Genomic DNA, 12,730 nt, shown 5'->3' with positions numbered 1-12,730 from the left:
TCGGGGCCAGCTGACCACCAGCTGACCGTCAGCTGACCCGTGGTCGGCGGCCGGGGAAAACCTCTACGGTAGAAGGATGATCTCGGTATCGAGGCCGATCGAGGCGACCAGCGAGCAGGTATGGGCAGTGCTCAGCGACGGCTGGCTGTACGCCGGATGGGTCGTCGGCGCCTCCCGGATCCGCGAGGTCGACCCGCGATGGCCGGCCGAAGGCTCCACGATCGCCCACTCGGTCGGCAGCTGGCCGTTGCTGCTCGACGACGACACCGAGGTGCTGACCTGCCGGCCCGGCCGGTTGCTGCGATTGCTGGCTCGCACCCGGCCGCTGGGCGAATCCCTGGTCGAGATCGAGGTCAGCGCCCGTCCGGGTCTGGGCAGCTGCACCGTGCAGATCCGTGAGGACGCGGTCAGCGGTCCCGGCATGCTGGTGCTGGTGCCGGCGCCGCTGCGGCAACTGGCGCTGGCCCCGCGCAACCGCGAGTCGCTGAGGCGGCTGGACTACCTGGCCCGAGGCCGCCTGCGCGCCGAGCGGCAGAGCTGAGCCTCCGCGCTGTCGCGGGACTCCGCACTATCGGAATTGACAATCATCAACGGTTGCCTGTACCGCCAGCCCGAACGGCGGGTTCCGGCGCGCTTGCGGTAACCCCGCGCGGCGGCATCCCTAGCGGATCGGGGGACCGGCGCTTTGGGTTTTCAACCGGGCACGCTGTGCGTGGGGATCGCGTGGTGTGAGCTGTCACAGTAGCGAGCGCGTCGCAGTGAGCTGCTGCGGCCAATATGGCCGCTGTGAGGCGGCACATCTCGTGCTCCACTGTGACCGTCGTCTCGAAGCGAGGCGTCGAAGGCTCGACTGATTAGGAACATCGTGAATGACTCCGCGCTCATCTCCATCGGTCTGCCGGTGGCCCTGGCCATCATCATGTTCGGGCTGGGGTTGTCCCTGACGCTCGGTGATTTCGCGCGGGTGGCACAAAGCCGCCGCGCGGTTGTGGTGGCGCTCGCCCTCCAGATGTTCGTCCTCCCGGCGATCGCCTTCGCCCTCGTCACCGCGTTCGACCTCGAGCCGCTGCTCGCCGTAGGCATCATGCTTCTGGCCGCCTCGCCTGGCGGCACCACCGCCAACCTGTTGAGCCACCTATTTCGAGGTGACGTCGCGCTCAATGTCACCTTGACCGCCATCAACTCCGTCCTGGCCGCTGTCACCATCCCGCTGATCACCAATTTCGCGCTCGACCACTTCGGTGCCGAAGGCACGCTCGGCCTCCAGTTCGGCAAGGTTGTCCAGGTCATCGCCATCGTCTTGGTCCCCGTGGCACTCGGGATGCTGGTCCGGCGTCGGTCGGCTGCCTTCGCCGCACGCGCCAACCGACCCGTGCGGGTGTTCTCCATCGCCGTGCTCGTCATCGTCGCCGTCGGCGCGCTCCTCGGAGAGCGGGACACCATCCTCGACTACCTGGGCGATGTCGGCATCGTCGTCGCCATCTTCTGCCTGTGCAGTCTCACCTTGGGCTACGCCGGCGCACGACTCTTCCGGCTCACCCGCGCCCAAGCCATCGCAAGCTCCATGGAGGTCGGTGTCCACAACATTCCCGTGGCTCTCACCATCGCACTCAGCGTCCTGGACAGCACCCTGGTCGCGATCCCCAGCGCCGTCTACAGCATCGTCATGTACGTCCTGGCTGGCGGCTTTGGCTACGCGATCACGCGTTCCTGGCACCCGGAGAAGGCGGAGTCTCCGACGCACGTCACCGCCTGACCCGTCGCCGACACCTCAGTCATACGTGGTCGCCCGCCGTCACTGCGTGGCCCGATGGGCGCCGCCTGCACTTCTCGCCCTTGGGATGGTCCAGGCCCGTGACTCCTTGGGCCCGGCGGTGAGTTAGGTCTGCAGGCCGAGGGTGGCAAAAGCCCAGCCGGGCCAGCTTGTCCAGGCCGGATTCGTCCACGCCCATCGACTGCAGCAGCTCCAGCGCCTCGTCCGGTTCCAACTCGGTGAGCTCGGCCTCGGTCTTGGCACCGAGGAACACCGCGCGCCGGCCGGCGCCACCAGCTCGCGAAGCGAGTCCAGGAAGTCGGAGTTGGCAAGCTCATTCGGGTCGACGTTGAACACGTACGGGAACGGCTCGGCGGTCATCAGGTGCAGCTCGCGCAGTGGCCGCAGGTCAAGGCCGGCGGCGAACACCGTGCGGCCGGAGTCGAGCACCGCGCGCAACCGCGAGTCGCTGAGGCGGCTGGACTACCTGGCCCGAGGCCGCCTGCGCCGAGCGGACGAGCTGAGGCTCGGCCAGACTCAGGTTCGGCACTATCGAAATTGACAATCAATGTCATTAAGGGTTGGCTGGTAACCGCCAGCACAACAGCCGGCACCGCCCAGCCACTCGCACGCCCAGCCACTCGCACGCCCAGCCACTCGCGCACCGCCGGGAGATCTGATGCCTGCTCCAGCCACCGGGCGCCCGGCGGTGCTGCTGGCAACAGTGCTGCTGGCCGTCGGGTTGACCAGCTGCGCCACCTCACCGAGCATCCAGCGGGCCGCCAGCGGCGGGCTGATCGAGGTCGCCGCCAGCACCAACGTCTGGGCGAGCATCCTGAGCCAGCTCGGCGGCAGCCACGTCCGGGCCACTGCGATCATCTCGAACCCGCAGACCGACCCGCATGCCTACGAGCCGACGCCGGCCGATGCCCGCACCATCGCCCGCTCACGGGTGTTCCTCGAGAACGGGACCGGCTATGACCCGTGGGCGGCGCGCATCGTGGCGGCCAGCCCCGACGAGAACCGGACGGTCATCGATGTCGGCCGGCTGGTCGGGGTGCCCGGCGACGGCAACCCGCACCACTGGTACTCCCCCGCCGACGTCAGCAAGGTCGTGGCGGCGATCACCGCCGGCCTGAAGAACGCCGATCCTGCCGACGCCGGTTACTTCGACAGCCGGCGGCACGCCTTCGAGACGGTGGACCTCGGCTCGTACCATCGTGTGATCGAGGAGATCAGAACCGGCTATGCCGGCACCCCGGTCGGTGCCAGTGAGAGCATCTTCGCGCCGCTGGCCGACGCTCTGGGCCTGAAGCTGGCAACTCCCACCGGATTCCTGCGGGCCGTCAGCGAGGGCACCGACCCCAGCGCCGGCGACAAGGCAGCCAGTGAAGCCCAACTCGAGCACCGCGCGGTCAAGGTCTATGTCTACAACAGCCAGAACGCCACGCCGGACGTCACAGCCCAGCTGGCCGTGGCCAAGCGAGCCGGGGTGCCGGTGGTTGCGGTGACCGAGACACTCCACCCGGCCGGCGCCAGCTTCCAGCAGTGGCAGGTGAGCCAGCTGCAGGCGCTGAAGTCCGCGCTGGCCCAGGCGAGCGGTCGATGAGCGAGCAGGTGCCGGCCGCCACCGCCGGACCGGGGGAAGGGGCGGCGGAAGTTCCCCCGCTCCCCGAGGTGCTGGCGCTGAGCGGGGTCAGCGCCATGGTCGGCGGGCGGGTCATCTTCTCCGACGTCAGCCTGCGGGTACGCGCCGGTGAGTTCGTGGCGGTGTTGGGGCCCAACGGTGTCGGCAAGTCCACGCTGCTCAAGACGGTGCTCGGCCTGCTTCCGATCAGCGCCGGCCGGATCGAGGTGTTTGGCGGGCCGTCGGGGCGGCACAACTCCCGCATTGGTTACCTGCCGCAGCGGCGGGCCTTCGACCCGGCGACCCGCATCCGTGGCGTCGACCTCGTCCGGATGGGATGGGACGGTGACCGGTGGGGCGTCGCGCTGCCCGGCCGGCTGACCGGCCGGGCCGGCCGCGAGGCGCGCGAGCGGGTCCGCGAGGTCATCGCGCTGGTCGGCGGCCAGGCGTATGCCCACCGGCCCATAGGTCAGTTGTCCGGCGGCGAGCAGCAGCGGCTGCTGATCGCCCAGGCGCTGATCCGGCGGCCGGAACTGCTGGTGCTCGACGAGCCGCTGGACAGCCTGGACGTCACCAACCAGGCGTCGGTGAGCGCGCTCATCCAATCGGTCTGCCGGAGCCACGGGGTCGCGGTGCTGCTGGTGGCGCATGACGTCAACCCGATCCTGCCCTACCTGGACCAGGTGATCTATCTCGCGCACGGCGGGGCGGTGATGGGCCGCCCGGAACAGGTGATCACCGCCGACACCCTCAGCATGCTCTACGGCACCACGGTCGACGTGCTGCGCGATCGCAGCGGGCGGCTCGTCGTGGTGGGGCAACCGGACAGCCACGCCGAGCACCGGCCCCAGCCCCGGCCCCGGCCGTGACAGGTTTCAGCTGGAACCTGATCGAGGACGTCAGGCTGCTGCTCAGCTACCACTTCATGCTCAACGCGCTGCGGGCCGGCACCATCGTCGCGGTGCTGGCCGGCGCGATCGGCTACTTCATGGTGTTGCGGCGGCAGAGCTTCGCCGGGCACACCCTGGCGGTGATCGGCTTTCCCGGCGCCGCCGGCGCGACCTGGCTGGGGCTGAGCACCGGTGCCGGCTACTTCGGCTTCTGCATCGCCGGCGCGCTGGTCATCGCGGCGCTGCCCCAGGCCGGGCACCGCAGCTCAGGCCTGGGTGGTTACGGCGACGAGTCGGCCGTGATCGGCACCGTGCAGGCGGTCGCGCTGGCCTGTGGCTTCGTTTTCGTCAACCAATACCAGGGGTTCCTGAGCGGGTTGACCAGCTTGCTGTTCGGCACCATCACCGGCGTGTCCGACGCCCAGGTGCTGGCGCTGCTGGCCGCGGGCGCCGGTTGCCTGCTGGTGCTGCTGGTGCTCGGGCGGCCCCTGCTGTTCAGCAGCGTCGACCCCGACGTCGCCGAGGCCCGGGGCGTGCCGGTGCGGCTGGTCGGCGCCGCCTTCCTGGTCCTGCTCGCCGTGGCCGCTGCCGGAACCAGCCAGGTGACCGGCAGCCTGCTGGTGTTCGCGCTGCTGGTCACCCCGGCCGCGACGGCGAGCCGGCTGACCGCCCGCCCGGCGGTGGGCCTGCTGCTCTCGGTCCTGATCGCGGTGGCGGTGACCTGGCTGGGCGAGGGCATCGCGTTCTTCTCGCCGTACCCGATCGGCTTCTGGGTCACCACCCTGGCGTTCCTGGCCTTCCTGCTGGCTGCCGGTTACCGCGCGGCAGTCGACCGGCTCGGCCGGCGGCGGCCGGTCACCGGGCGGGTGCCGCTGGAACCTGCCGGCCAGCCGGCCGGCGGGAGCGCGCGGTGAGCGCGCTGCTGGCGGCCGACCCGGTGACCGGGATCGCGAACATGCTGTCGCAACCGTTCGTGCGCAACGCGCTGCTGGCCGGAACGGCGATCGCGGCGCTGTCGGGACTGGTCGGCTACTTCGTCGTGCTGCGTGGTCAGGTCTTCGCCGGGGACGCGCTGTCGCACGTCGCCTATGCCGGTGCCTTGGCGGCGCTGGCGGCCGGCCTGGACCTGCGCCTGGGCCTGTTCGCCGCCACCATCGCCGTCGGCCTGCTGCTGGGATTGCTGGGCGGGCGCGGCACCGTCGACGACGTCGTGATCGGCACCACCTTCGCCTGGGTGCTGGGGCTCGGCGTGCTGTCCCTGACGCTCTACACCACCTCCAGCAGCACCGACAACGGCACCGCCAACGTCAACGTCCTGTTCGGCTCGATCTTCGGCATCACCGCGGCGGCCGCCACCACCGCGGCCTGGGTCGCGGGCGGCCTGATCGTGGCGCTGCTGCTGATCGCCCGCCCGCTGCTGTTCGCCAGTGTCGATCCTGGGGTGGCCGCCGCCCGTGGGGTGCCGGTTCGGCTGCTCGGGCCGCTGTTCCTGGCCATCCTCGGTGCCACCGTCGGCGAGGCGAGCCAGGCCGTCGGCGCGCTGCTGCTGTTCGGCCTGCTGGCCGCACCTCCTGCCGCGGCCCAGCGGCTCACGGCCGATCCGTGGCGGGCCCTCCCGCTGGCCGCGGCCCTGGCGGTGCTGGCGATGTGGGCCGGGCTGTGCCTGGCCTACGCGGCCCCGGCGCTGCCGCCGAGCTTCACCATCATCGGCTGCGGCGCCGCGGAGTTCGCCGCGGCGGCCGGCTACGCCATGCTGCGCGGATCACCGGTGGCCACGCGCGGGTGACCGAGCGGGAAGCGGTGACGGAACGTCCAGGGGCCGCCGTCGTATCGCCATAGCCGCAACGCCCGCGCGGTGACCGTGAAGGGTGCGAACCGCTGGCTCAGCTCGGCCAGGGTGCGGCGGGCGACCTCGGGACCGACCTTGTTCTGCACCGTCACGTGCGGTCGGTAACCCTGCCGGTCCTGTGGGGTCAACTGCTGCTGCCAGCGCGCCGCCAGACCGTGGCGCAGGCTGACCAACTCGGCCGAGCGCAACCGGTAGGCCACTCCTCGCCCGAGCGACATCAGCTCGCACACCTCGATCGAGAACGGCTCGCGAGCAGCCGCGGCCTCGGTCAGCTCCGCAATCACCTCCGGCTCCAAGCCGGCGGGCAGCGCGTGAAAGAGGGTGACGTGCGCGCCGAGCACGGTGCGCTCCGGCGGGAAGAACGCGGCCCGTTCCCGATCGAATCGCCGCTGCGCCTGGTCGTCGATCTCGAGGCTCACGACGAGGGGACGGGCTTGCCCTGGATCCGGCGGCACACCTGCCATCGTGCCAGCTGTTCGGGGCAGCGCTGGTGGTGCGCGAGGCGGTGCGTCCGCGAATGTTTGCGAATGTTCGTGAATGTCCCGCGCTGCCCGGTATCCCACCGGCCCCCTGCTGTACTCGCGGCGTTCCTACACGATCAAGGAAGGGCACTCGGCGCGGGCCGAGCAGCCAGGGCAGGGAGCGCGACAGTGCGAATACCGCGGATATTGTTCGCCATTCCGATTCTCGCTCTAGGCATGGTGCTGCCCACCGCTGGTGCCGCGGTGAACGAGCCCGCCGGCGGCGTTCTGGGGATGACCCATGAGCACTACTCCAGCGAGGTCGTGACGGTGCACCGCGGCGACACGCTCACCCTGCAGAACAACTCCCGCTTCGCGCACACGGTCGGGCCCGGCAAGGACGGCCACCTGGCCGACGCCGCCGCGGTGCCGGTGGCCGGCGCACACCTGATGGAGACGAATGACGTCTACACGACCGGGCAGTGGAACGCCCCCGGCAGCTACACCCTGACCTGCTCGGTACATCCGGAGATGACGGTCAAGGTCATCGTCACCGATTAGACCACCGGCAGCGGCCGGCACCTTCCCGACGAGAACCTGGAGAGGAGGTACACCATGTCTTCACTCATCAGCAGCGTCAAGCACGTCCGCTACGCAATGGGCTCGCTGACCGCGGTGCTGTTCGCTGCCGTCGACGGCTCCGCTTTCTGATCCGAACCCTGACCGGTGCCGGCAGATCACCTCAGGCCTGCCGGCACCGCTCTGGCCGAACACCGGTTGCGCCGACGTAGCGGCCGGTCGCACTCACCTCTGAACGGAGCGGGCAATGTTGGAAACCGGAATCAGGCAGTTCCGGATGGCGATGGGGATGGTGTGGGGCCGCAAGCTCGACACCGCCAATCTCGCCCGGCTGGTCGAGGACGCGCTCGCCACCCTCGCCGAGTTCGGCGAGCCCGGCTCGGACGTGCAGCAGGTGCTGGACGGCCCACTCCACGACCCGGCCGCGCGGCGTGACTTCATCAATCGCAGCCTGCGCCGCACCGCCCGCCGGTTGGACGCCCAGTCGCCCTTCTACCAGCGCCGCTTCGCCGCCGCCGGCATCGCGATAGACAAGCTGGACGTCGAGACGCTGCGCAGCATCCCGGTCACCGTCAAGCGCGATCTCATCGACCGCCAGGCCGAGTTCCAGTGCGCCGACTCCAGTCGTTACCTGGCGACCCGCACCACCGGCACCACCGGCCGGCCGGCCGAGATCTGGCTGTCGCGCTATGAGATAGAGCTGCTGTCCGGGATGGGCGCACTGGCCGCCGTGCTGCGCGACGAGGTCCGGTCCAGCGACGTCATCCAGGTCAACGTCAGCTCCCGGGCGACCGTGTCCGTGCACCTGAACGCCGCGTTCTGCCGGCTGGTCGGCTGCGGGTGCCGGGTGATCGGCATCGTGCCGCCGGACGAGGCGCTGGACAGCCTGACCGAAGGCGCCGTGACGCTGCTGGCCACCGTCCCCAGCTACCTCGGCGAACTCGTGGTGGCCGCCCGGCGGCGAGGCCTGGGACCCGATGACTTCCGGCTGCGACGCATCGACGGCGGCGGCGAGGTGCTGTCGGCCAGCCTGGCGGCGGCGGCCCGTGAGACCTTCGGAGTAACCCAGGTCAACGACGTCTTCGCGATGACCGAGGTGATCCCGGTGACGGGACGCACCTGCAGCGCCGGGCACCTGCATCACGACATCAACATGGGCCTGGTCGAGCTGCTGGACCTGGAGACCGGGGAACCGGCGGCACCGGGCGCGCTGAGCACGGTGGTGATCACTCCGTACTTCCCCTACCGGGAGTGCATGCCGGTCTTCCGCTATGACACCCGCGACGTGGTCAGGTGCCTGCCCCAGGAGACGCTGGAGTGCGAGGTGGCCGGCATTCCGGCGACCAGCCCGGTGCTCGGCAAGGCCGACCAGATCCTGCGGCTGGGCCCGGCCGACGTGGTGACGCCGCGGGAGCTGGTCGAGGCGGTCGAGGCGTTGCCCAGCCAACCCTGGCCGGCCCGCTTCCGCGCGCAGCTCGCCGACGGCAGGCTCCGGCTCCGGCTGCCGGAGTCGGCCCTGGACGGCCTGAGCGAGGCCGGTGCCTACGACCACTTCGCCGAACGCGGCCTGGACGTCGACCTGGTGCTGGTGCCTGACGAGGACGGCCCCTCGCTACGCCCGGTGCGCAGTGACCTGCACGAGACGACGTTCGTCGCCACACCCGCCCTCATCGGAGAATGACATGTCACCCTTCCAGCTGAGTCTGATGGAGTTCGCCGTGGCAGGCACGGGCGCGGTGCTGACCAGCGCCGGCGCGCTGAGTTACCTGCGCCGGGTGAGGCTGGAGCGACCGGCGATCGGGACCTTCAACAGCCGCGACATCAGGATCCTGTTCACCTTCATCGTGTTCCTGCCATTGCTGTACGCGCTGCTGCCGCACTGGGCGCTGACCTTCTTCCTCAGCGTCACCTTCGCCTCGGCGCTGTCCATCGGCCTGCGGCCACTGGTCGGGCCGGTCACCTTGTGGATCGCCGTCGGCACGCTGATCGGCGGCAGCATCTGGCTGAGCCGGACCATGCTCGGCACCGTGTCGGGCTGGCAGCTGTCCTGGCTCGAAGGCGACGTGCTCGTGGTGCTCGCCGCCGTGGCGATCGCCAACCTGTACGTGCAGGGCGGCATGAAGTTCAAGCACGTGGCGTGGTTCGCGCTGGTACTGGCCGGCTATGACCTGGCGTTCACCACCGTGCTGCCGGTGAACAGCCACCTTGCCGAGGAGTTCCTGGGCTGGCCGCTGGACCCGTCGTTCGGGATGCGCTTCGGCCTGTACAACGCCACCATCGGGATCGGTGACCTGCTGGTCTACGCGTTGTTCCTGATCGCGGCGTTCAAGGCCTACGGCCGGGTGGCCGGCCGGATCGCGATGGGCCTGATCATGGTCTTCGGCGTCGCCGCGGTGAGCGTGGCGCCCCTGGTGCTCGACAGCTTCATCACCGCACGCACCGACGTGGCGATCCCCGCGCAGACCCTGTTCGGCCCGGCCGCCTTCCTCGCCTACCTGTGGATGCACGGCCGGTACGGACGGGAGCGCACCATGCAGGAGTTCCTCGCCAGCGCCGACGTGGTCACGCCTGCCAGCGCGCCGGCGGTGCGGCCGGCCCCGGTGCTGGAGCCGGTGCCCGCACCCTCGCCGGCCTGAGCGGCCGGATGTCGCTTCAGCCACCGCACGACTCCCCCCGTGCGGTGGCTGATCCCGTCCCCGGAGCAGCCCCGGTTGCTACCCCGGTCATCTCCGCAATTGGCGTACAGGGCCGCCTTCCTGGCTATATCGTGCGATCGCTGCCGAGCGTTTTAACAGGATCTACAACTTATGTGAATCACATGTGGCCCGGGGGTGAGGACGTGGATTTCCAGCGCTCAGGCTCCGGTCCGGACCCCGCCCGGATAGTCAGTCTCGATGATCTGGCGCGCGAGCTCGGGCTGCTCCGGTCCCGGGCTGCTCGCGGTACCCGATCGGCCAGGGTGAGCCTGGAAGACCTCGCCGGCCGGGTGTCGGAGCCGAGATCGACGATCCACGCCTATCTCACCGGCAAGCGGCTGGCCCCCGCACAGGTGCTGGACCGGATGGTGATCGCCCTCGGCGCCACGTCCGCCGAGCAGCACGAGTGGGCCGAGGCCTGGTACCGGGTGACCGCCTACCGCGACGCGGCACACCGCGGCACCGGTGCGCTACCCGCCGCGCGACCCGCGGTGGTGCGTCAACTGCCGCTGGCCGTCGACGATTTCACCGGCCGGGCCGGGGAGCTGGCCGAGCTGAGCCGGCTGTTCGGGCAGGGCCGTCCCGGCCTGATAGCCGCGGTGACCGGAACGGCCGGCGTGGGCAAGACAGCGCTGGCAGTGCACTGGGCGCACGCCTGGAGCGCGACCTTCCCCGACGGTCAGCTCTACGTCGACCTGCGCGGCTTCGATCCGGAGTTGCCTCTCCCGCCGGGCCAGGCGCTGGCCGGGTTCCTGCGGGCGATCGGCGTGCCCGGAACCGAGATACCCCGCGACCTCGCCGAACGCGCCGCGCTGTACCGGTCGCTGCTGTCGGGGCGGCGGATGCTGATCCTGCTCGACAACGCCCGCGACGTCGAGCAGATCCGCAGCCTGTTGCCTGGAGCGCCGGCGTGCGCGGTGCTGGTGACCAGCCGGGACAGCCTCACCGGCCTCATCGCAGGGCACGGCGGGCACCGGCTCGAACTCGACGTCCTGCCCTCCGGGGACGCCGTGGGGCTACTCCGCGCCCTCGCCGGTGCGCAGGTCGATGCGGCGCCCGCCGAGGCAGCGGCGTTGGCGGAGCACTGTGCCCGGTTGCCGCTTGCCTTGCGGGTCGCCGCCGAACTCGTCGGGCACCGGCCGGCTACCTCGTTGGCCGAACTGGTCTCCGCGCTCGGGTCCGGGCATCCTCCGCTGGATCTGCTGGAGACCGGCGACGATGCCAGGACATCGATCCGGGCGGTGTTCTCCTGGTCATGCTCCCGGCTGCCCGGCAGCGCGGCTCAGGCGTTCCGGCTGCTGGGCCTGCACCCCGGCGCGGATCTGCAGGCCGGCGCGCTGGCCGCGCTCACCGGCACGGCCACCGTCACCGAGGCGCAGCACGCGCTGGACGTGCTGACCCGGGCGAACCTGGTCCAGCAGGGCGCACTGGGCCGGTACGGCATGCACGAGCTGTTGCGCGCCTACGCCGGCGAGCTGGCGGTGGCCACCGACACCGGACCGCACCGGCGGATGGCGCTGACCCGGCTGTTCGAGCACTACCTGCACACGGCGACGCACGCGATGGACCTGGCGTTCCCCGGCCACCGCCAGCACCGCCCCGACCTTGCGCCCCTGCACCCGCTGGCCACCCCGTTTCCCGACGGGGTGGCCGCCCGGAACTGGCTCGATGCCGAACGGGCCAATCTGATGGCGGTCACCGATGCCGCAGGGCGGCGGGGCTGGCCGCACCATGCGATCGGGCTGGCCAACACCTTGGCGCCCTACCTCGGCAGCGGGAGCTACGTCGCCGAAGCCCTCGCCATGCACGGCAGCGCGCTGGCCGCTGGCGTCAGCACAGCACGGCCGGCGGCGCTCAGGTCGGTATCGGGATAGAGCTCGGATCGTCATCTGCGCGTGTTGAGGTTGCCGCTTCGTCGCGAATAGCCCATTCTCCATCTCGATGGCGTGGTAGCTCGCCGGCAAGGGAGGCGCACCGGGTGCCCAGTTGGTCAATCGCGATATCAGGTGGCGGGCACCGAGCGAGCCTGTTCGGCCTGGGCGCCCTGCAGTACCTGGCGGATGCCGGCCTGAATGCCGACGTCACCTCCATCGCCTCGGTGTCCGGTGGCTCGCTCACCAATGGCTACCTCGGCGCCCACCTGGACTACACCACGACCACCGGCCCGCGCTTCTCGACCGAGGTCACGCCGCTGGTGAAGCGGTGCGCGGTCCAGGGCACCGTGGAATGGGCGCCGGAGGCGGTGGCGCTGCTCGCCGGCATCGGCCTGGGCCTGGCACTGGCGGTCGTGGCCTGGTTCCTCCCGGTCGCCGGCTGGCTGCAACTCCTGCTGTTCCTGATCGGCCTGGTGCTGGCCCTCGCGCTGACCCAGGCGCGCAGCGTCATCGCCGACCGGATCTTTCGGCGCCTGCTGTTCACCAAGCCGGACGGCACGTCGGTACGCCTGAAGGACCTGCGCTCCCCGGTGACGCACGTGCTGTGCGCGACCGAGGTCCAGTCGAAGGTGCACGCGTACTTCTCGCGGGACTTCGCCTACAGCTACGAGTACGGCGTCTCGACCGGCGCCGGCGACCTGCGGCTGTCCACGGCGGTGCAAGCATCGGCGTGCTTTCCGGGCGGATTTCCGGCCCGCTCGCTGTCGGCCAAGAAGCTCGGATTCACCGCCGTGGACCGCACGACGCTGTGGCTGGTGGACGGCGGCGTGTACGACAACATGGGCGAGCAGTGGGCGCAGCGATTCACCAGCCGGATGGCCGGCAACGCCGAACTCCGCGCCGTCGCCGGTCCGGCACCGGACAACCTGCTGGTCGTCAACGCCTCGGCACGCGAAGGCTGGTCGACCGCCCCGGTGCTGATGCGGGTGCCGCTGCTGGGC

Annotated in this window: 12 protein-coding genes and 1 pseudogene; 11 read left to right on the top strand and 2 right to left on the bottom strand. The window is 70.6% G+C overall.

What is annotated here, in order from left to right:
• The first annotated feature begins 76 nt into the window (after positions 1–76).
• A complete protein-coding gene (locus VF542_RS13035; RefSeq protein WP_408652137.1) occupies positions 77–541 on the top strand; it encodes an SRPBCC family protein in 465 nt (154 codons plus the stop codon).
• 324 nt (positions 542–865) lie between these two features.
• Entirely contained in the window at positions 866–1,756 is an 891-nt protein-coding gene (locus tag VF542_RS13030; protein ID WP_408652136.1) for a bile acid:sodium symporter family protein, read from the top strand.
• 126 nt (positions 1,757–1,882) lie between these two features.
• On the opposite strand, the pseudogene VF542_RS13025 reads toward VF542_RS13030, so the two are convergent.
• Positions 1,883–2,203, bottom strand: a pseudogene (locus tag VF542_RS13025) (redox-regulated ATPase YchF); the annotation flags it as partial.
• 229 nt (positions 2,204–2,432) lie between these two features.
• Between VF542_RS13025 and VF542_RS13020 the strand changes: the two are divergent.
• The 4 genes from VF542_RS13020 to VF542_RS13005 are packed head-to-tail and all read left to right on the top strand — an operon-like array spanning position 2,433 to position 6,056.
• A complete protein-coding gene (locus tag VF542_RS13020; protein ID WP_408652135.1) occupies positions 2,433–3,362 on the top strand; it encodes a metal ABC transporter solute-binding protein, Zn/Mn family in 930 nt (309 codons plus the stop codon).
• Positions 3,359–4,249: a metal ABC transporter ATP-binding protein gene (locus tag VF542_RS13015; protein ID WP_408652134.1), complete on the top strand. Its 891-nt coding sequence runs from the start codon at positions 3,359–3,361 to the stop codon at positions 4,247–4,249. Before VF542_RS13020 ends, VF542_RS13015 begins: the two co-directional genes overlap by 4 nt.
• A complete protein-coding gene (locus VF542_RS13010; RefSeq protein WP_408652133.1) occupies positions 4,246–5,184 on the top strand; it encodes a metal ABC transporter permease in 939 nt (312 codons plus the stop codon). The genes VF542_RS13015 and VF542_RS13010 overlap by 4 nt, the downstream gene beginning before the upstream one ends.
• Complete coding sequence (locus VF542_RS13005) at positions 5,181–6,056, top strand: metal ABC transporter permease (RefSeq protein WP_408652132.1); 876 nt, start codon at positions 5,181–5,183, stop codon at positions 6,054–6,056. Before VF542_RS13010 ends, VF542_RS13005 begins: the two co-directional genes overlap by 4 nt.
• Here VF542_RS13005 and VF542_RS13000 read toward each other — a convergent pair.
• The gene (locus tag VF542_RS13000; protein WP_408652131.1) at positions 6,014–6,538 is read right to left on the bottom strand and encodes a 2'-5' RNA ligase family protein; all 525 of its coding nucleotides are present in this window, start codon (positions 6,536–6,538) and stop codon (positions 6,014–6,016) included. The two genes, VF542_RS13005 and VF542_RS13000, sit on opposite strands and share 43 nt — an antisense overlap.
• A gap of 279 nt (positions 6,539–6,817) precedes the next feature.
• Here VF542_RS13000 and VF542_RS12995 point away from each other — a divergent pair, with 279 nt between their 5' ends.
• The 5 genes from VF542_RS12995 to VF542_RS12975 form a co-directional block, all read left to right on the top strand.
• Entirely contained in the window at positions 6,818–7,141 is a 324-nt protein-coding gene (locus VF542_RS12995; protein ID WP_408652130.1) for a plastocyanin/azurin family copper-binding protein, read from the top strand.
• Positions 7,142–7,406: 265 nt separating this feature from the next.
• Positions 7,407–8,840, top strand: a complete 1,434-nt coding sequence (locus VF542_RS12990) for a phenylacetate--CoA ligase family protein (RefSeq protein WP_408652129.1) — start codon at positions 7,407–7,409, stop codon at positions 8,838–8,840.
• A 1-nt stretch (position 8,841) separates the two neighbouring features.
• Complete coding sequence (locus tag VF542_RS12985; RefSeq protein WP_408652128.1) at positions 8,842–9,795, top strand: hypothetical protein; 954 nt, start codon at positions 8,842–8,844, stop codon at positions 9,793–9,795.
• A gap of 203 nt (positions 9,796–9,998) precedes the next feature.
• Positions 9,999–11,729 (top strand): ATP-binding protein, encoded by a 1,731-nt coding sequence (locus VF542_RS12980; protein ID WP_408652127.1) that lies wholly within the window; start codon positions 9,999–10,001, stop codon positions 11,727–11,729.
• Between the two features lie 104 nt (positions 11,730–11,833).
• Positions 11,834–12,730: patatin-like phospholipase family protein (locus VF542_RS12975; protein WP_408652126.1), on the top strand; the 897-nt coding region annotated here is incomplete at its 3' end.

The organism is Jatrophihabitans sp. (assembly GCF_036389215.1).
Lineage (GTDB): Bacteria > Actinomycetota > Actinomycetes > Mycobacteriales > Jatrophihabitantaceae > Jatrophihabitans_A.
Note: the sequence above shows the minus strand (reverse complement) of the source record. Positions and strands in the feature narration are given on the sequence as shown.